Raw genomic sequence first — 18,546 nt, 5'->3', positions numbered from 1 at the left:
GTATGGGTTCGCCGGTCACCGGCGCGGAGGGAGCACCGCTCGCGGCGGCGAGCAGCACGTCGCCGGGGTTGAAGCCGCCCACCAGACGGTCCACGGAACTGGTCCTGCTCGCGTTCGCCGCGGGCCTCGTCACGATCGCGCTCATCCTGGTGGACGCCAACCAGGAGAAGGAACTCACCATCCAGATCCTCTGGCTGGGCCTGTCCTTCCTGGGCGTGCTCACGGTCGCGCACCTGGCGGTCCGCCGCTGGGCGCCGTACGCGGACCCGGTGATCCTGCCGTGCGTCGCGCTGCTCAACGGCCTGGGCCTGGTCATGATCCACCGGATCGACCTGGCCATGGCGGACGTCGCGCTGCCCGGCGGCCAGCCGTGGTCGGACGCCGCGCCGAAGCAGGTGCTGTGGACGGCGATCGCGCTGGTGCTCTTCTGCGCCTCGTTGAAGGTGTTGTCCGACCACCGCACGCTCGCCAAGTACGGCTACACGTTCGGCTTCCTGGGCCTGGTGGCGCTGGTGCTGCCGGGTGTGCTGCCGAGCTTCATCGCGCCCGAGATCAACGGCGCGAAGATCTGGCTGGCGTTCGGCGCGTTCTCCATCCAGCCGGGTGAGTTCGCGAAGATCCTGCTGATGGTGTTCTTCGCGGCGTTCCTGGTGTCCAAGCGCGACCTGTTCACCACGGCGGGCCGCCGCGTGCTGGGCCTGGACCTGCCGCGGGCCCGCGACCTGGGTCCGCTGGTGGCCGCGTGGGCGGTCGGCGTGAGCATCATGGTGCTCCAGAAGGACCTGGGCTCGTCGCTGCTGTTCTTCGGCATCGTGCTGGTGCTGCTCTACGTGGCGACCGAACGGGCCGCGTGGGTGGTGCTGGGCGTGGTGATGTTCAGCATCGGCGCGGTGGTGGCGTGGCAGCTCTTCGGCCACGTGAAGATCCGCGTGCAGAACTGGCTGGACCCGTTCGAGGACGCCCGCGACGCGGGCTACCAGATCCTCCAGTCGTTGTTCGGGCTCGGCACCGGCGGCCTGTTCGGCGCGGGCCTCGGCGGCGGTCGGCCGGACCAGATCCCCGAGGCGAACACCGACTTCATCACCGCGGTGATCGGCGAGGAGCTGGGCTTCGTCGGCCTGTCCGCGGTGCTGCTGATCTACACCGTGCTGGCGATGCGCGGCCTGCGCGCGGCGTTGTCGGTGCGGGACACGTTCGGCAAGCTGCTCGGCGGCGGCCTGGCGTTCGCGGTGGCGTTCCAGATCTTCATCATCGTCGGCGGCGTCACGAAGCTGATCCCGATGACCGGCATCACCGCGCCGTTCCTGTCCAAGGGCGGTTCGTCACTGCTCGCGAACTACATCCTGGTCGCGCTGCTGTTGCGGATCTCCGACGCGGCGCGCGGCCCCAAGAGCACGCCCAAGCCACGCCCGCAGCAACCCGCGATCGCCGACCAGTTCACAGTCATGGTGGAGCGTCCCAAATGAACAAACCGCTCCGCCGCGTCGGCCTGGCCATGATGGCGATGATGGTGCTGCTGCTGGCCAACGCCACGTACGTGCAGGTCATCAAGTCCGACGACTACCGGACCAACCCGTTGAACCGCCGCGTGGTGCTGGACCAGTTCTCCCGCGAGCGCGGCCAGATCATCGCCGCGGGCGGCGAGACGATCGCGACCGTGGAGAAGACCACGGACCGGTTGCGCTACCTGCGCAAGTACGCCGGGCCGGCGTACGCGCCGGTCACCGGCTACTTCTCCACGGTGTTCGGCGCGAGCGGCCTGGAGCGGGCCGAGGACGACCTGCTCAGCGGCTCGGACGACCGGCTGTTCTCGCGCCGGGTGTCGGACCTGATCAAGGGCCGCGACCCGAAGGGCGGCAGCCTCCAGCTCACCGTGGACTACGCGCTCCAGCAGGCCGCGTACGACAGCCTCCAGGGCGTCACCGGCTCGGTGGTCGCGCTCCGGCCGCAGACCGGCGAGATCCTGGCGATGGCGTCCACGCCGTCGTACGACCCGAACGTGCTGGCCAGCCACGACGTCGACGAGCAGCGGGAGGCGTGGAAGGGCCTGATCGCGGAGGACGCGAACCTGCCGATGCTCAACCGCTCGGTGGCCGGCCTGTACGCGCCGGGCTCGACGTTCAAGCTGGTCGTGGCGGCGGCGGCGCTGGCCGAGGGCAAGACCAAGGAGAGCGAGGTCGACGGCCGCCCGGTGATCACGCTGCCGGGCACCCAGACGACGCTGCCCAACTTCAACGACACCAACTGCGGCAACGGCGTGACGGCCACCCTCCAGGAGGCGTTGGCCAAGTCGTGCAACACGGCGTTCGCGGTGCTGGCCGACCAGCTCGGCAAGGACAAGCTGAACCGGCAGGCGGCGAAGTTCGGCTTCGACGACGCCGACCTGGAGATCCCGCTCGGCGTGGAGACCTCCACGCTCGGTCCGATGCCGGACCGGCCGGCCATCTTCCAGACCGGCATCGGGCAGCGCGACGCCCTGGTCACGCCGCTGGAGAACGCGGTGGTCGCGGCGACCATCGCGAACGACGGCGTGCGGATGCGCCCGCACCTGGTGCAGAAGGTGCTCGCGCCCGACCTCCAGGTGATCAGCGAGGACAAGGGCGACGACGTCGCCGAGGCGATGCAGCCCGAGCACGCCCGCGCGCTGCGCGACATGATGGTGGAGTCCGAGAAGAACACCTTCCAGGGCGGCCGGCTGTCCGGCGTGTCCATCGCGTCGAAGACCGGCACCGCCGAGCGCGGCGAGGACGTCAAGAGCACCAAGCCGAACGCGTGGTACGTGGCGTTCGCGCCGGCCGAGAAGCCGGAGATCGCCATCGCCGTCATCGTGGAGAACGGCGGCGACGCGGGCCTGGCCGCCACCGGCGGCAAGGTCGCGGCGCCGATCGGGCGCGCCGTGATCGGCGCGTACCTCGGGAGTCGCTGATGCTGACCTCCGGCCAGTTGCTCGCCGAGCGGTACCGCCTGAGCAGGCGGATCGCGGTGGGCGGCATGGGCGAGGTCTGGGAGGCCGCGGACACCCGCCTGGACCGGCGGGTCGCGGTGAAGGTGCTGAAGGCCGAGCTGTCCGGCGACGCCGAGTTCCTCAACCGGTTCCGGATCGAGGCGCGCACGACGGCGTCGCTGAACCACCCCGGCATCGCGGCGGTGCACGACTACGGCGAGACGGCGTCCGTGCCGGACGGGCCGGAGGACACCGCGTACCTGGTGATGGAGCTGGTCGAGGGCGAGCCGCTGGCGGCGATCATCGCGCGTGGCCGGCTCGGCGCGGACCGCACGCTGGACGTGCTGGAGCAGGCGGGCAACGCGTTGCAGGCGGCACACGAGCGGGGCCTGGTGCACCGGGACGTGAAGCCGGGCAACATCCTGGTGACGCCGACCGGCCAGGTGAAGATCACCGACTTCGGCATCGCGAAGGCGGCGGACGCCGCGCCCGTGACGCACACCGGCATGGTGATGGGCACCGCCCACTACATCGCGCCGGAGCAGGCGCTGGGCCACGCGGCGGAACCGGCGAGCGACGTGTACTCGCTGGCGGTGTGCGGTTACGAGTGCCTGACCGGGCACCGGCCGTTCCTGTCGGAGAACGCCGTGACGGTGGCGATGATGCACATCCGCGACATCGCGCCGCCGCTGCCGCCGGACGTGCCGCCGGGGCCGCGGGCGCTGATCGAGGCGACCATGGTGAAGGACCCGCGCCAGCGCTACCGCAACGGCGGCGAGTTCGCGGCGGCGGTGGGCGCGGTGCGCGCCGGCCGGCCGCTGCCCGCGCCGACCGGGCTCGCGATGGCGGTGGGTTCCGCGCCGCTGCCCGCGCTGACCGCGCCCCCGCCGGTGGTGGTCACCGGACCCCGTCCGGGTGGTCAACTGGCACCGCCGCAGCTGAACACTCCGCGCACGGGCGCTTTCGGTCCGTTGCCGCTCCCGCCGCGACCACCGGGGCGCAACCGGGCGCTGCTGTGGGTTATGGTCGCTGTGCTGGTGGCCGTGCTGCTGGTACTCGCCGTGGTCATCCTGCGCGGGTTGGGCAAAGACGACGAGGTACCGGGTGGGACGAGTCAGCAGGGCACCACGAGTGCCCGCCCGTCCACCTCAGGTACCACCGGACCGGATTCCACCGACCGTCTGCCGAGCAGACCGACGGTCACGATCACGCGGGACGACCTCCTCGGCCTCCCGGCCGACGAGGTCGCGAACAGGCTTGCCGGGCAGCGGCTCGAACCGGAGGTGCGCACCGAGCAGGGTGCCGCGCCGCGGGACCGGTCGAGCTGCCTGGTGCGGGACGTCAGCCCGAGCGGCGAAGTTGCGATCGGCTCACGGGTGGCGGTGACGTGTGTACCGGCGTAACGGCCGAACGGTACGAAGGCGGACGGAAGCGATGGCAGGACCGTTGACGAGGAGCGGGACGAAGCACTGATGAGCACTCCGCGACTGCTCTCCAACCGCTACGAACTGGGTGAGACCCTCGGCTACGGCGGCATGTCGGAGGTCCACAAGGGCCGGGACGTCCGGCTCGGCCGGGACGTGGCGATCAAGGTGCTCCGCGCCGACCTCGCTCGGGACGCCCAGTTCCAGGAGCGGTTCCGCCGGGAGGCGCAGAACTCCGCCGCGCTGAACCACCCGGCCATCGTCGCCGTGTACGACACCGGCGAGACCAACACCGAGTACGGCCCGCTGCCCTACATCGTCATGGAGTACGTCGACGGGCGGACGCTGCGGGACATCGTGAAGACGCAGGGACCGCTGACCGGCAAGCGCGCCATGGAGATCATGGCCGACGTGTCGGCGGCGCTGGACTTCAGCCACCGGCACGGCATCGTGCACCGCGACGTGAAGCCCGCGAACGTGATGATCACGCGGTCCGGCGCGGTGAAGGTCATGGACTTCGGCATCGCGCGGGCCGTGCACGACGGCCAGGCGGCGGTGACGCAGACGGCGGCCGTGATCGGCACGGCGCAGTACCTGTCGCCGGAGCAGGCGCGTGGCGAGGCGGTGGACGCGCGGTCGGACGTGTACGCGTCCGGCTGCGTGTTGTTCGAGCTGCTCACCGGTGAGCCCCCGTTCACCGGCGACTCGCCGGTCGCGGTGGCGTACCAGCACGTGCGGGAGGACCCGAAGCCCCCGTCGACGTTGAACCCGAAGGTGACGCCCGCGCTGGACGCGATCGTGCTGAAGGCGATGGCGAAGGGTCCGGCGAACCGCTACCAGTCGGCGGCCGAGATGCGTGCGGACCTGGTGCGCGTGCTGTCCGGCCAGCGCCCGTCCGCGCCCGCCGTGATGACCGCCGAGGACCGCACGGCGGTGATGAACCAGTCCCCGCGCACGGAGGTCGTCACCGGCGGCAGACACCGCCCGTCCGCGTTGCGCGAGGAACCCGCCGACTACGACCCGGTGGCGGAGGAGGAGCAGGAGCGGCGGGCCCGCCGCAAGAAGACGATCATGATCACGCTGGTCGTCCTGCTGTGCATCGCCGTCATCGCGCTGGCCGCGTGGATCACCAAGTCGCTGCTGGACGGTGATGACGGCGGCGCCAACGCGAACCGGGTGAAGATCCCCGACGTGACGGGCCAGACGGCGAGCGCCGCGCAGGAGACGCTGCGCGGGATGGGCCTGGACGCGATCCTCGTGCCGCGCCCGTGCCAGCCGGGCACGCAGCCCGCCTGCACCGCGGACGACGTGGACAAGGTCCTGGAGACCGACCCGCCGATCGGGCGCGAGGTGGACAAGTTCACCCGGATCAACCTGGTCGTGGGCGCGCCCGCGGACCAGGTCGACGTGCCGGACGTGAAGGGCCTGTCGCCCGCCGACGCGCAGAAGAAGCTCGAAGCCGACAAGTGGGTGTTCAAGCAGGCCACCGAGACGATCCAGGTGGACGACCCGAGCCTGGTCGGCAAGGTCGCCGACCAGAGCCCCGCGGTGGGCACGAAGGCCGCGCGCGGCAGCACCATCACGGTGACCCTGGGCCGGGGCCCGGACACCGTGCAGCTGCCGGACGTCACCGGGCAGACCTCGCAGTCGGCACGCGCCACCCTGGAGGGCAACGGTTTCCGGGTGCAGTTCAAGGAGGTCGACAGCCCGGAGGACCAGGGCGAGGTGATCGCGCAGAACCCGCAGGCCGGGCGCGTGGACAAGGGGACGATCGTGACGCTGAGCGTGTCGCGGGGCAACCAGTTCCTGATGCCGGACCTGACCGGGTTGACCGAGGGCCAGGCGCGGTCGCGGCTGAACGCGCTGGGCTGGAGCGGCGACCTGAACGTGTCGAGCAAGTCCACGACCAACGACGTCAGCCAGAACAACAAGATCGCGGACACCGAGTACAAGCGGGACCAGGCGGTGGGCAAGGGCGCCCGGATCAACGTGGTCCTGTACGAGTTCAAGGTCGTCCCGACCAGCTCGACCAGGTAGGCGGTGGCGGGGGTCCGGCCGGACCCCCTCGCCGGTCAGCCGAGCCGGGCGGCCGAGGCCAGTTGACGCATCCCGTTCTCCAGCTGGGCCACGGTGCTCTCCGGCACCTCGAAGCCGCACACCGCGAGCCAGTTCGCCAGCATCCGGTGGCCGCCCTCGGTGAGCACGGACTCCGGGTGGAACTGCACGCCCTCCACCGGCAGCGTGCGGTGGCGCATGGCCATCACGACGCCGGTGTCGGTGCGGCCGGTGACCTCGAACTCGGCGGGGATGGTGTCCGGCAGCACGGTCAGCGAGTGGTACCGGGTGGCGGTGAACGGGGTCGGCACGCCGGCCAGCACGCCCGCGCCCTCGTGGTGCACCACGGAAGTCTTGCCGTGCAGCAGTTCCGGTGCGAGGTCGACCGTGCCGCCCCACACCGCGCCGATGGCCTGGTGGCCGAGGCACACGCCGAACACCGGCACGCCGCGGTCCGCGCAGTGGCGGATGACGTCCATGCTCCGGCCCGCCTTGTCGGGCGTGCTCGGTCCGGGGCTCACCAGCACGCCGCCGACACCGGAGACCTCGTCGAGTTCGACGGCGTCGTTGCGCCGCACCACGCACTCGACGCCGAGCTGGGCCAGGTACTGCACTAGGTTGTAGACGAAGCTGTCGTAGTTGTCGACCACGAGCACGCGCATGGCCGCCAGCGTAGCCGTGACCAACCTCTCGTCAGTAGTGAGCTTAGGCTCACCTAACCTATAGGTATGACCCGTAACCTGCGCGTCGCCGTGGTCGGAGCCGGTCCGGCCGGCATCTACGCGGCAGACCTCCTGACCAAGTCGGACGCGGACGTCTCGATCGACCTGTTCGAGCGGATGCCCGCACCCTACGGTCTGATCAGGTACGGCGTCGCGCCGGACCACCCGCGCATCAAGGGTATCGTCACCGCGCTCCAGCGGGTCCTGGACCGCCCCGAGATCCGGTTCTTCGGCAACGTCGAGTACGGCGTGGACGTCAAGCTGGACGAGCTGCGCCAGTTCTACGACGCCGTCATCTTCTCCACCGGCGCGGAGAAGGACCGCCCGCTGGACATCCCCGGCATCGACCTCGCCGGCTCGCACGGCGCGGCCGACTTCGTCTCCTGGTACGACGGGCACCCGGACGTGCCGCGCACCTGGCCGCTCGACGCCACGCAGGTCGCCGTGCTCGGCGTCGGCAACGTCGCCCTCGACGTGGCCCGCATCCTCGCGAAGACCGCCGACGAGCTGCTGGTCACCGAGATCCCCGACAACGTCTACGAGGGCCTCAAGGCCAGCCCCGTCACCGACGTGCACGTGTTCGGCCGCCGCGGGCCCGCGCAGGCCAAGTTCACGCCGCTGGAGCTGCGCGAACTCGACCACTCGCCGAACGTCGAGGTCATCGTGCACCCGGAGGGCATCGACTTCTGCGCCGCGAGCATGGCCGCCATCCGCTCCAACAAGCAGGTGGAGATGGTCGTGAAGACCCTCCAGGAGTGGGCGATCCGCGACGTCGGCAACCGCACCCGCCGCCTGCACCTGCACTTCCTGGAGGCCCCGGTCGAGGTGCTCGGCGCGGACGGCCGCGTCGCGGGCCTGCGCACCGAGCGGATGCGGCTGGTCGGCGACGGCGGCGTGGCGGGCACCGGCGAGTTCACCGACTGGCCCGTGCAGGCCGTGTACCGGGCGGTCGGCTACCTGTCGTCGCACCTGCCGGACGTGCCGTTCGACCACACCACCGGCACCGTGCCGCACCAGGCGGGCCGCGTCCTCGGCCTGGACGACCAGGCCGTCACCGGCGTGTACGTCACGGGGTGGATCAAGCGCGGCCCGATCGGGCTGATCGGGCACACCAAGGGCGACGCGCTGGAGACCGTGACCAGCCTGCTCGCCGACGCGCCCGGCCTGCCGCAGGCGCCGGTGGCCGACCCGGACGCCGTGGTCCGCTTCCTGGAGCAGCGGGCCGTGCCGTTCACCACGGTCGAGGGCTGGCGCAAGCTGGACGCCCACGAGATCGCGCTCGGCCAGGCCAGGGGCCGCGAGCGGGTGAAGGTCGTGGACCGGGAGGAGATGACGGGGGTCTCCCGGTCCTGACCGGCCCTACTGGGTGGTCGTCACGTTGTTGAACGGCAGCTTCGGCTCCACCCACGGGAACACCACGAACATCAGCAGGGCCACCACCCCGGTCACCAGGACCAGGGCCGCCAGCAGGCGCACCGGCAGCGGGCCGGGGAGGTGGCGCCAGATCCAGCCGTACATCACTGCTCCTTGAGTTGCTCGGGCAGGAAGCCGGGCGCCTTCGGGTAGCCCTGGTCCAGCACCGCGTGCACGATCAGCCGCTGCTTGTCCGAGAAGCGCGGGTGGCAGGTGGTCAGCGTCATCAGCGCGACCTGCTGCGCCTCCGGGGCCGTGCCGGTGAAGTGCGGCACCGCGTTGATCACCTCGCCCTGCGTGGGCAGGACGATCTCCTGGCCGACCGTCTTCTCGTAGGAACCGCCGAGCGGCGCGACCTTGGCGCACCGCGGGTCCTTGGCCTTCGCGCCGTCCGCCCAGCCGGCCACCTCGGACGCCTTGGGCAGCATCCGGTAGACGAACCAGTGGGTCTGCGTCTCGACCACGATCGCGTCGCACGACTCCAGCAGGTCCAGGTCGTTGAACGGCGCGCCCTTGCCGACCCGGTGACCCGCGACCGCGAAGTTGCCCGGGTCGCCGGGCAGGGCGGTGTCGACGTAGTGGCCGGGACCGATCTCCAGGTCCTTGTCGGTGGTGCCCTCGACCACGGAGAACTTGTAGTCCGGGCCGAAGACCGGGATGTACATCTTGGCGAACGCCTGGCCCGCGATCAGGTCGTACTTGGCCTGCCGCTGCGGGTCCGCGCCCTCGACGGTGTTGGCGTTCCACCGGTTGTCCAGCGCGCTCGTGGCGTCGTCCTGCTTGCCCGCCGAGATGAGGTCGGTGACGTAGACCTCGTAGACGACGAAGAGCAGGATCACCAGGCCGGCCGTGATCAGCAGCTCGCCCGCCGTGCGGACGGTCTTGCGCGCGGCGCTGTCCTTGGGCGGGGGCGGCGGGGTGTCGTCCTCCTCGTAGTCGTCCTCGTCGTCGTAGTAGTCGTCGTACTCGTCCTCGTACTCCTCGTGGACGGGTTCGATGACCTCGGTCGGCGGGTCGACCGGGCGGGGCCGCGGCCGGGGAGATGGACCGGGCGGCGGACCGGGCGGCGGGGGGAGGCTGCCGGAGAACGCGTTCGTGTACTGAGTGGCGTCGGCGGCCCGGCCGGCCACGACACCACGCGGCTCGGCAACCGGCCGCCGGTCGAACCCGTCCGCCGCCCCGCGCGACCGGGGTCCGACCTCGCCCACGGGGTCGTAGCCCGCCGCCCCGCGCGGACGGTGAACGGCCTCGTCCACCGCCGGGTCGTGACCGACCGCCCCACGCAGGCGGCGTCCGACCTCGTCCACCGCGGGCACCGGGTCGTAGCCCGCCGCCCCACGCGAGCGGGGTCCGGCCTCGTCCACCGCGTGCGCCGGACCGTGGTCTGCCGCGCGCGGGCGGCGTGGTGGCACGTCGCGCACCGGCTCGGTGATCTCGGTGATCTCCTCCGGCGCGAGCGGTGGGGTGGGCCGCCGCGGTCCCGGTCTGGGACGCGGTGGCGGGCCCGACGGGCCGCCGCGGGGCGGGGGCGGGTCGTGGCTCACCGAAAATCCTCCCGGTCCGAACTTCCTGGACTACCGGCACTGCGCAGTGCTTCAGTGACCTGCTCGGCTACGTTAACGTGTTCATCCAGCAGTGGACGTAAACTCGTGCCACTGGAGGCTCATCCACCCGTCAGGCGAGGACAGAATGCCCAAGTCCAAGGTCCGCAAGAAGGCCGTGTACACGGCGCCGGCCGATCGCCGCACCCCGGTGAAGGTGAAGGCGGCCGGTCCGTCGCACCCGGTCTACATCGTCGTGATGCTCGGCATGATGCTGCTCGGCCTGGCGTGGCTGGTGGTCAACTACATCGCGGGTGACAAGGTCCCCGTGATGATGGACCTCGGGAGCTGGAACTTCGGCATCGGGTTCGCGCTGATGATCATCGGCCTGCTGATGACCATGCGGTGGCGCTGACCACTCGTTACGCCACGTGCCCCGCGGCCCGGACGTGCACACGTCCGGGCCGTTGCGCGTTCGCCCGCCGTTCACCCGGTTCACCACCCCGTCACCGAAGCACAGCGGTGTAACTCATCCCCAATGGGGACAACTCCTGTGGACAACTTTGCGCCAAAATGCACAAGCGCCGGTAGAGCCCTCCAGTTGTCCACATGCGGAACACTCGACAGCGTGAGCGAACCCCGATCCTGGTCCCCGAAACCGGCCGTCGTCGCCGTCTCCTGGGCCGCCGCAGCCGGTGCGCTGCTCGCCGCCGTGCTCGGCTCCGAAGCCACCACGAAGGTCCTCCTGGGCGCCGTCGCGGCTCTCCTGGCGGCGTTCGCCGCGTACGGGACGCTGTTGCGCCCGAAGCTGACGGTTGACGAAACCGGCCTGACCATCCGCACCGTCACCGGCCCGCGGCACCTGCCGTGGCACGAGGTGAAGGTGAAGCTGGTGCACACCCGGCGGCTCGGCCGCGAGGTGCCGACCGTGGAGCTGGACTGGCAGCGCGGCGAGGACGAGCAGCTGTTCGTGCTCACCACGGCCGACCTGGGCACCGACCCGCGCGAGGTGGCGGAGGTGCTGCACGCGTTGCGGCCGTGAGCCCCGGTCCGGCGGCGGACCGCGCCGCCGGACCGGGTCACCCGAGTTGGGCCGTGCGCACGAGGGCGATGACGATCAGCAGCACGAACGCGCCCACCACGGCCGACGCCTGCCACAGGTCGCGGCGTTGCGCCGGCGCGTACACCAGGCCCGCGGTGACCGCCGCGCCGATGACCAGCCCGCCGAGGTGGCCGAGCAGCGAGATACCGGGCAGCGTGAAGCTGATGACCAGGTTCAGGGCGATGACGCCGAGCGCCGAACCGGGGTTGAGCCGCAGCCGCAGCACGGCCACCAGCAGCGAGCCCATCAGGCCGTACACCGCGCCGGACGCGCCCGCGACCGGCGCGTTCAACGCGCCGAACAAGTACACCGCGACACCGCCGCCGAGCAGCGACACCAGGTACACGGCCAGGAACCGGACCCGGCCGAACACCGGTTCCAGGTCCCGGCCCAGCACGTACAGCGCGATCATGTTCAACGCGAGGTGCGCCGGGCCGAAGTGCAGGAAGCCCGACGTGACCAGCCGCCACCACTCGCCGTAGTAGATGCCCAACGGCCACAGCACCAGGTCGACGAACAGCGGTGAGCGCTCGTTGTTCAGCACGCTGCCCGCCTGCACGGCGGAGATCAGGAACAACAACGCGTTCAGCCCGATGAGGATGGGCGTCACCAGCGGTTTCGGGGCGAACTCCGCCCCGACGAAGGTCTTGCCGCGGCGCGTCGTCCGCTGGGCCTCGGCCACGCAGTCCACGCACTGGTAGCCGACCGACGCCTCGCGCAGGCACTCCGGGCACGCGGGCCGCTCGCACCGCGTGCACCGCAGCCCCGTGGCCCGGTCGGGGTGCCGCGGGCACGCCGCGGCGCCGACCGGGTCGCCAGGGGCCACCGGCGAGTTCACGCGTCGACCTCAGGCCCGCTCGATGGAGACCTTCTCGATCACCACGTCGGTGACCGGGCGGTCGTTGGCGCCCGTGGGGGCGTTGCCGATCGCGTTCACCACGTTGATCGAGTCCTGGTCGGCGACCTCGCCGAAGATCGTGTGCTTGAAGTTCAGCCACGTCGTCGGCGCGACCGTGATGAAGAACTGGGAGCCGTTGGAGTTGGGGCCGGAGTTCGCCATCGCCAGCAGGTAGGGCTTGTTGAACTGGAGTTCCGGGTGGAACTCGTCGGCGAACTTGTAGCCGGGGCCGCCGCGGCCGGTGCCGGTCGGGTCACCGCCCTGGAGCATGAAGCCCGCGATCACGCGGTGGAAGATCGCGCCGTCGTAGAACGGGCCCGTCTTCTCCCCGCGCGCGTTGGTCTCGGAGTAGTCCTTGGTGCCCTCCGCCAGGCCGACGAAGTTCGCCACCGTCTTGGGCGCGTGGTCGGGGAAGAGGTTGATGCGGATGTCGCCCTGCGAGGTGTGCAGGGTCGCCGTCACCTTGGTCCCGACGAGCGATTCGTTGCTGTCTGCCACACCCACCATCGTGCCATCCGGAGGCGACGGGGTTCGGGAAGGGGCAGGATGGGTATTGCCGAAGGGTGACTGACCGACAGCTTGTGGAGCGCGATATGGATGAGGTTCAGGCCATGACCCGAGCCGGTGAGTCGGTGGGCAAAGCGGTCGGCACGGGCCTCCGCGCAGTCCGCCGCGGTGCCGTCCGCGCAGGTCACGCCGGTGCGGACGCCGCTGCCACGTGGGCAGAGCGCGCGGAGGGCAAGCTGGCCGAGCGCGGTGTCACCGCCGACCACGTCCGCAACGTGGTGGTGGACCGGGCGGGTGCGTTGGCCGAGAAGGCCGGTGAGGTCGAGAAGTCGACCCGCAAGTCCCGCAAGCAGCTGGCCAAGAAGGCCAAGGGCTACCGCAAGGACGTGCTGAAGGCCGCCGAGCGGGCGCGCAAGGAGACCAGGTCGCGTGCGAAGGACGTGCGCAAGGCCGCCAAGCAGGCCCGCAAGGACTACGCCGCCGCCCAGCCGCGCAAGCACCGGCGCTGGCCGTGGCTGCTGGGCCTCGCGGCGGCGGTGGGCGTCGCGGCGTACGTGGCGTTGACCCGCCGGCCGGAGGAGGTCCACCTGGAGGAGGTCGACGAGCGCGTCGAGCCCACCACCCCGGCCGCCGAGCCCGCGGCGGACGACCTCGCCGCGCGCAACGGCCACGTGACCGACCAGAGCGTGTCCGACCGGCGCTGACCCGACGTCTTCGCGCCCATCCCCGCCGGGGGTGGGCGCGAAGCGGCGTGCCTACAGGCCGAGGTTGCCGATGGCGGTCTCGGCGATCCGCTTGGCCTTGATGGTCTGCTGCTGGTTGCTGGTCACGACGACCGCGGCACCGTCCTTGGCGACCGCGTAGACCGCGCCCTGCTCGCCCGCCAGCGACCCGCCCGCCCAGCCGGCCGGCGCGCTCGCGGGGTTGGACTCGGCGACCGGCGCGGCCCGGTCGACCACGGCCTTCGCCGTGCCCGGATCACCCCGGAACACCCACACCGACAACTGCACGTCGGTCGCGTTCGCGTAGAAGAAGCAGGCCGGGTCCGGCTGGTCCGCGGACAACCGCACTTTCCGCACGAGTTGCCCGTTGGCCTCGGCGACGTACGCCGACTCCAAATAGGGACACGTCCCATCAGCGGTCGGTTCCGGCACGGGCGGCGGGCCCGCGGGGGCGGTGGTCGTGGTGGTCGGCGCGCTCGGCGTGGTGGTGACGGACGGCGGTGCGGCCGTCGTCCCGTCGGTGCAAGCCGTGAGCGCGCCGAGCACCAGCAGTGATGGCAGGGCGGTGCGCAGCGCTCGGTTCATAGGGCAGCCAGTCAATCAGAATTCCAACAGCGAATCGACAGGGTGACGACCTAGGCACGTAACGTTACGGGGGTTAGCTTGTCCTTACCCCAGCCAGGCCGCCCTGCGATGTGAGGACTGACCCAAGATGAACGTCTTTGACCGCGGTCGCGATCACGCCCTAGCGTTGTTCCGGATCGTCGTCGGCGTGTTGTTCGTTTGCCACGGAGCACAGAAGTTGTTCGGCGTGCTGGGCGCCAAGGGCGCGGTGTCCCTGACGTCGTGGCCGGCGGGCCCAGCCGGGCTGATCGAGCTGGTCGGCGGCGTGCTGATCATCATCGGCCTGGGCACCCGGGTGGCGGCGCTGATCGCGTCCGGCTCGATGGCCTACGCCTACTTCGTGGTGCACCAGCCGGAGGGCCTGCTGCCGATCCAGAACCACGGCGAACTGGCGGCCGTGTACGCCTGGGTGTTCCTGCTCCTGGTGTTCACCGGCCCCGGCGCCTGGGCCCTGGACCGCGTGATCGCGGCCCGCAAGCAGAACGCCTCGACCTCCCTGGCCAACGCCTGACAGCCAAGAGGTAGGAACACCGAAGGGGGCGTCACCGACGCCCCCTTCACCACATCCAGCCCCACCGGGACTCCCCACCGGGACTCACAACCCGGGGAAACAGCTCCGGCCCACAGCTCCGACCGGCCAAGAACCGCTCCGGCCTCCGGCCTCGCTCCACCGACAGCTATGCCAGCCCACCTCTGATGCCGGCCAAAGCGGGGGGTCCGGGGGGCGACAGCCCTCCCGGGGCGGGGCCCGGGGGCTCCGCCCCCGGAAAGCACAAAAGGGCGAGGCAGGTCCGCGCTACCCGCGGACACACCTCGCCCACTCGTCCGTGGAGACGAGGGGAATCGAACCCCTAACCCCCGCCTTGCAAAGGCGGTGCTCTGCCAATTGAGCTACGTCCCCCTCACAGGGGCGGCAGACGAACCGCCCGTGCGGGTTCAGTCGGTCGGAGCGGTGGCCTCGCGCCACAGGTCCGCGTCGGCCTTCGCCGAGCGGCTGCGCTTGACGAAGAACAGGACCGCACCGGCGACGGCGACCAGGGCGATGATCTTCTTCACAGCAGTTCCCCTCTGCAATCCTGCGAAACTTCCGGTGGGCCTAGGAGGACTTGAACCTCCGACCTCTTCATTATCAGTGAAGCGCTCTAACCGCCTGAGCTATAGGCCCTCGGGGCAACGACGGCAACACTACACGATCGACTGTCGCCGCCCCAAATCGGGGTCACTCGCGTTCGGACAGGGTCACTTCCAGGCCGCCCGCGAGGTCCGCCGACACGTTGTAGACGAACGCGCCGACCGTGGCCAGGGCCGTGAACAGGACGATGTTCACCGCGCCCACGATGGCCGCCACGCCGAACACGCGCCCCGCGCTGATCAGCGGGTCGCCGGCCGACTCGTTGCCCTGGAGCAGGTCGTTCGCGGTGTTGTTGATCTTGTCCCACACGCCCATGCCGTTCAGCACGCCGTACAGCACGCCGACCGCCACCAGCCACACGAAGAACAACGCCACGCTGAGCACCAGGGCGAGCTTGAGCACCGACCACGGGTCGACGCGCTTGACCTGGAGGCTCGCCCGCCGGGGACCGCGGCCGGGACGCCGCGCCGACGGCGAGCCGCCGGCCGGGCGGCCGTTCGACCCGCCGAGGTTCACCGACGTGCGACCCCCGCCCTGCGGACCACCGGGCGGCACGGGCCGGGCCACGGCCACCGTGTCCGGGTCGGAGGCCGGGTACGCGGGCTGCTGCGCCCCGACCTCCGCCGGCTGCTCGGGCGCCGGGTCGCCCGGCCCCACCTGCTGCGCCTCGCCGTAGTGCGGCTGCGGTACCTGACCCTGCTGGGCCTGACCCTGTTGGGCGGCGTCGTTGGCGACCCGCTGCCACGGCGGCGGCGCGGCGGGGGCCTCCTGCTCCCCGGCGGCCTGCTCGCTGCCCGAGGAGGTCTGCACCGCCTGTTGCTCGGGTGTCCCCTCGGCCGCCCCCGGCCGGGTGATCACCGCGGTCTTGTCCTCTGGCTTCTCGGGTGAACTCACGAGCAGTCCCTCAACCTCTCGTCCGCGCTAGTTGGCAGGCTCGGCCTGGTCCGCGTCGCCTGCGGCCACGTCATCTGTGGTGACGTCTCCGGCCTCCTCCGCGTTGCGTGCCACGGCGATCAGCGTGGTCCCCTCGCCGAGGTTCATCAACCGGACGCCCTTCGTCTGCCGCCCCGCCTTGCGCACCTCCGCGGCGCTGGTCCGGATGAGCCCGCCCGTGGAGGTGATGGCGTACAGCTCGTCGTCGACGTCGACGATGAGCGCGCCGACCAGCCTCCCACGCCGGCGGTCGTGCTGGATGGTCAGCACACCCTTGCCTCCGCGACCCTGCACCGGGTAGTCCTCGATCGGCGTGCGCTTGGCATACCCGCCGTCGGTGGCCACCAAAACAAACAGGCCCTCCTGGACGACGCCCATCGACAGCAGCTCGTCACCGCTGTTGAACCGCATCCCGAGCACGCCCGACGTGGCCCGGCCCATGGGCCGCAGCGCCTCGTCGTTCGCGTGGAACCGGATGGACTGGCCGTCCGCCGAGACCAGCAGCAGGTCGTCGTCGGCCGAGCAGAGCACGGCGCCGACCAGCTCGTCGTCGTCCCGGAGGTTGATGCCGATGAGACCACCCGATCGGTTGGAATCGAAGTCCGACAGCTTGGACTTCTTGACGAGGCCCTTCTTGGTGGCGAGCACCAGGTAGGGCGCGACGTCGTAGTTCTTGATCTGGATGACCTGGGCGATCTCCTCCTCCGGCTGGAACGCCAGGAGGTTGGCGACGTGCTGGCCGCGCGCGTTGCGGTTGGCCTCGGGCAGCTCGTACGCCTTGGCCCGGTACACGCGGCCCTTGTTGGTGAAGAACAGGATCCAGTCGTGCGTGGAGCACACGAAGAAGTGCTGCACGATGTCGTCCTGCTTGAGCTGCGCGCCCTGGACGCCCTTGCCGCCGCGCTTCTGCGACCGGTACAGGTCGGTCTTGGTGCGCTTCGCGTAACCCGTCCGAGTGATCGTGACGACGACGTCCTCGACGGCGATGAGGTCTTCCATCGACACGTCGCCGTCGAACGGCACGATCCGGGTGCGCCGGTCGTCGCCGTGCTTCTCCACGATCGCGAGCAGCTCCTCGCGCACGATCGCGCGCTGCCGCTCCGGCTTGGCCAGGGTGTCCTTGAGGTCCGCGATCTCGACCTCGATCTCGGCGAGCTGGTCGATGATCTTCTGCCGCTCCAGGGCGGCCAGGCGGCGGAGCTGCATCTCCAGGATCGCGTTCGCCTGGACCTCGTCCACGTCGAGCAGCTGCACCAACCCGGTGCGCGCCACGTCGGGCGTGTCCGACCGCCGGATCAACGCGATCACCGCGTCGAGCTGGTCCAGCGCCTTGACCAGGCCGCGCAGCAGGTGGGCCCGCTCCTCCGCCTTGCGCAGCCGGTAGCGGGTGCGCCGGACAATGACCTCGATCTGGTGCTTCACGTACTGGCGGATCATCTGGTCCAGCCGCAGCGTGCGCGGCACGCCGTCGACCAGGGCCAGCATGTTGACGCCGAACGAGTATTGGAGCTGGGTGTGCTTGTAGAGGTTGTTCAGCACGACCTTGGCGACCGCGTCCCGCTTGAGCGTCACCACGATGCGCATACCGCTGCGCTTGTTGGACTCGTCGGCGATGTTGGCGATGCCGGTGAGCTTCTGGTCGCGCACCAGCGCCGCGATGTTCTCCACCAGGTTGTCGGGGTTGACCTGGTAGGGCAGCTCGGTGACGACCAGGATGGTGCGGCCCTTGGCGTCCTCGTCGATCTCCACGACGGCGCGCATCTTCACCGAGCCGCGGCCGGTGCGGTACGCGTCCTCGATGCCCGCGGTGCCCAGGATCAGGCCGTGGGTCGGGAAGTCCGGACCCTTGATCCGGGCGATCACCGCCTCCAGCGCCTCCTCGTCGGACGCCTCGGGGTTGTCCAGCGCCCACACCACGCCGTCCGCGACCTCGCGCAGGTTGTGCGGCGGGATGTTGGTGGCCATGCCGACCGCGATGCCGGACGAGCCGTTGATCAGCAGGTTCGGGATGCGGGCCGGCAGGACCGTCGGCTCCTGGATGCGACCGTCGTAGTTGTCGCGGAAGTCGACGGTCTCTTCCTCGATGTCGGCCAGCATCTGCATGGCCAACGGGGTGAGCCGGCACTCCGTGTACCGCATGGCGGCGGCCGGGTCGTTGCCCTGGGAACCGAAGTTGCCCTGGCCGTCGACCAGCGGGTACCGCAGTGCCCACGGCTGGGCGAGGCGCACCAGCGCGTCGTAGATGGCCGAGTCGCCGTGCGGGTGGTAGTTGCCCATCACGTCGCCGACCACGCGCGCGCACTTGTTGTAGCTGCGGTCCGGGCGGAAGCCCGAGTCGTACATCGAGTACAGGACGCGGACGTGGACGGGCTTGAGGCCGTCCCGCACGTCCGGCAGCGCCCGCCCGACGATCACGCTCATCGCGTAGTCGATGTACGAGTTCTGCATCTCCAGCTGGAGGTCGCGCGGTTCGGTGCGGTCTCCCCCGCTCGGAGGCAGCGTCGTCTCAGTCACGGTTCTTCTTTCCTG

At 70.7% G+C, this 18,546-nt stretch carries 17 protein-coding genes, 2 tRNA genes and 1 pseudogene; 9 read left to right on the top strand and 11 right to left on the bottom strand.

Annotated features, from left to right (window positions below; translation table 11 throughout):
- Window positions 1-2 precede the first annotated feature (2 nt).
- The 4 genes from KZQ38_RS20115 to pknB all read left to right on the top strand — a co-directional run bounded on the left by KZQ38_RS20115 (window position 3) and on the right by pknB (window position 6,405).
- Window positions 3-1,466, top strand: coding sequence for an FtsW/RodA/SpoVE family cell cycle protein (locus tag KZQ38_RS20115; protein ID WP_219443677.1), 1,464 nt, complete (start codon window positions 3-5; stop codon window positions 1,464-1,466).
- The gene (locus KZQ38_RS20110) at window positions 1,463-2,926 is read left to right on the top strand and encodes a peptidoglycan D,D-transpeptidase FtsI family protein (protein WP_219443676.1); all 1,464 of its coding nucleotides are present in this window, start codon (window positions 1,463-1,465) and stop codon (window positions 2,924-2,926) included. Before KZQ38_RS20115 ends, KZQ38_RS20110 begins: the two co-directional genes overlap by 4 nt.
- The gene (locus KZQ38_RS20105; RefSeq protein WP_219443675.1) at window positions 2,926-4,347 is read left to right on the top strand and encodes a serine/threonine-protein kinase; all 1,422 of its coding nucleotides are present in this window, start codon (window positions 2,926-2,928) and stop codon (window positions 4,345-4,347) included. The genes KZQ38_RS20110 and KZQ38_RS20105 overlap by 1 nt, the downstream gene beginning before the upstream one ends.
- A gap of 69 nt (window positions 4,348-4,416) precedes the next feature.
- The gene (gene pknB / locus KZQ38_RS20100; protein ID WP_219443674.1) at window positions 4,417-6,405 is read left to right on the top strand and encodes a Stk1 family PASTA domain-containing Ser/Thr kinase; all 1,989 of its coding nucleotides are present in this window, start codon (window positions 4,417-4,419) and stop codon (window positions 6,403-6,405) included.
- Between the two features lie 35 nt (window positions 6,406-6,440).
- Here the strand turns inward: pknB and KZQ38_RS20095 are convergent, their stop codons facing one another.
- Window positions 6,441-7,085: an aminodeoxychorismate/anthranilate synthase component II gene (locus KZQ38_RS20095; RefSeq protein ID WP_219443673.1), complete on the bottom strand. Its 645-nt coding sequence runs from the start codon at window positions 7,083-7,085 to the stop codon at window positions 6,441-6,443.
- Between the two features lie 66 nt (window positions 7,086-7,151).
- Here KZQ38_RS20095 and KZQ38_RS20090 point away from each other — a divergent pair, with 66 nt between their 5' ends.
- Window positions 7,152-8,498, top strand: coding sequence for an FAD-dependent oxidoreductase (locus tag KZQ38_RS20090; RefSeq protein WP_219443672.1), 1,347 nt, complete (start codon window positions 7,152-7,154; stop codon window positions 8,496-8,498).
- A 6-nt stretch (window positions 8,499-8,504) separates the two neighbouring features.
- On the opposite strand, the gene KZQ38_RS20085 is transcribed toward KZQ38_RS20090, so the two are convergent.
- Both KZQ38_RS20085 and KZQ38_RS37175 read right to left on the bottom strand, forming a co-directional pair.
- On the bottom strand, window positions 8,505-8,663 hold the full coding sequence (locus tag KZQ38_RS20085; protein ID WP_219443671.1) for a hypothetical protein: 159 nt from the start codon (window positions 8,661-8,663) through the stop codon (window positions 8,505-8,507).
- Window positions 8,663-10,102 carry a class E sortase gene (locus KZQ38_RS37175; protein ID WP_308258496.1) on the bottom strand — a complete coding sequence of 480 codons (1,440 nt, stop codon included), beginning with the start codon at window positions 10,100-10,102 and terminating at the stop codon, window positions 8,663-8,665. The genes KZQ38_RS20085 and KZQ38_RS37175 overlap by 1 nt, the downstream gene beginning before the upstream one ends.
- A 145-nt stretch (window positions 10,103-10,247) precedes the next feature.
- Here KZQ38_RS37175 and crgA point away from each other — a divergent pair, with 145 nt between their 5' ends.
- Window positions 10,248-10,514: a cell division protein CrgA gene (gene crgA, locus KZQ38_RS20075; RefSeq protein ID WP_219443670.1), complete on the top strand. Its 267-nt coding sequence runs from the start codon at window positions 10,248-10,250 to the stop codon at window positions 10,512-10,514.
- Between the two features lie 213 nt (window positions 10,515-10,727).
- Window positions 10,728-11,141, top strand: coding sequence for a PH domain-containing protein (locus KZQ38_RS20070; RefSeq protein WP_308258495.1), 414 nt, complete (start codon window positions 10,728-10,730; stop codon window positions 11,139-11,141).
- A gap of 37 nt (window positions 11,142-11,178) precedes the next feature.
- Here KZQ38_RS20070 and KZQ38_RS20065 read toward each other — a convergent pair whose 3' ends face one another.
- Together KZQ38_RS20065 and KZQ38_RS20060 are read right to left on the bottom strand one after the other, a co-directional pair.
- On the bottom strand, window positions 11,179-12,039 hold the full coding sequence (locus KZQ38_RS20065; RefSeq protein WP_219443668.1) for a rhomboid family intramembrane serine protease: 861 nt from the start codon (window positions 12,037-12,039) through the stop codon (window positions 11,179-11,181).
- A 9-nt stretch (window positions 12,040-12,048) separates the two neighbouring features.
- Window positions 12,049-12,597 (bottom strand): peptidylprolyl isomerase, encoded by a 549-nt coding sequence (locus tag KZQ38_RS20060; protein WP_308258494.1) that lies wholly within the window; start codon window positions 12,595-12,597, stop codon window positions 12,049-12,051.
- A gap of 113 nt (window positions 12,598-12,710) precedes the next feature.
- Between KZQ38_RS20060 and KZQ38_RS20055 the strand changes: the two genes are divergently transcribed.
- Complete coding sequence (locus KZQ38_RS20055) at window positions 12,711-13,310, top strand: hypothetical protein (RefSeq protein WP_219443666.1); 600 nt, start codon at window positions 12,711-12,713, stop codon at window positions 13,308-13,310.
- Window positions 13,311-13,361: 51 nt separating this feature from the next.
- On the opposite strand, the gene KZQ38_RS20050 is transcribed toward KZQ38_RS20055, so the two are convergent.
- Complete coding sequence (locus KZQ38_RS20050) at window positions 13,362-13,913, bottom strand: DUF2020 domain-containing protein (RefSeq protein WP_219443665.1); 552 nt, start codon at window positions 13,911-13,913, stop codon at window positions 13,362-13,364.
- A gap of 127 nt (window positions 13,914-14,040) precedes the next feature.
- Here KZQ38_RS20050 and KZQ38_RS20045 point away from each other — a divergent pair, with 127 nt between their 5' ends.
- Window positions 14,041-14,463: a DoxX family protein gene (locus tag KZQ38_RS20045; protein ID WP_219443664.1), complete on the top strand. Its 423-nt coding sequence runs from the start codon at window positions 14,041-14,043 to the stop codon at window positions 14,461-14,463.
- A 317-nt stretch (window positions 14,464-14,780) separates the two neighbouring features.
- Here the strand turns inward: KZQ38_RS20045 and KZQ38_RS20040 are convergent.
- From KZQ38_RS20040 to gyrA, 5 genes and pseudogenes are all read right to left on the bottom strand, one after another.
- Window positions 14,781-14,853 (bottom strand) — tRNA-Ala (locus KZQ38_RS20040).
- Window positions 14,854-14,891: 38 nt separating this feature from the next.
- Window positions 14,892-15,008: pseudogene (locus tag KZQ38_RS20035) on the bottom strand (DLW-39 family protein); the annotation flags it as partial.
- A gap of 35 nt (window positions 15,009-15,043) precedes the next feature.
- Window positions 15,044-15,117 (bottom strand) — tRNA-Ile (locus KZQ38_RS20030).
- A gap of 54 nt (window positions 15,118-15,171) precedes the next feature.
- On the bottom strand, window positions 15,172-15,978 hold the full coding sequence (locus KZQ38_RS20025) for a DUF3566 domain-containing protein (RefSeq protein WP_219443663.1): 807 nt from the start codon (window positions 15,976-15,978) through the stop codon (window positions 15,172-15,174).
- A gap of 27 nt (window positions 15,979-16,005) precedes the next feature.
- Entirely contained in the window at window positions 16,006-18,531 is a 2,526-nt protein-coding gene (gene gyrA, locus KZQ38_RS20020) for a DNA gyrase subunit A (protein WP_219443662.1), read from the bottom strand.
- Between the last annotated feature and the right edge of the window lie 15 nt (window positions 18,532-18,546).

The sequence above is a fragment of the Saccharothrix obliqua genome, assembly GCF_019375475.1.
GTDB lineage: Bacteria > Actinomycetota > Actinomycetes > Mycobacteriales > Pseudonocardiaceae > Actinosynnema > Actinosynnema obliqua.
Note: the sequence above shows the minus strand (reverse complement) of the source record. Positions and strands in the feature narration are given on the sequence as shown.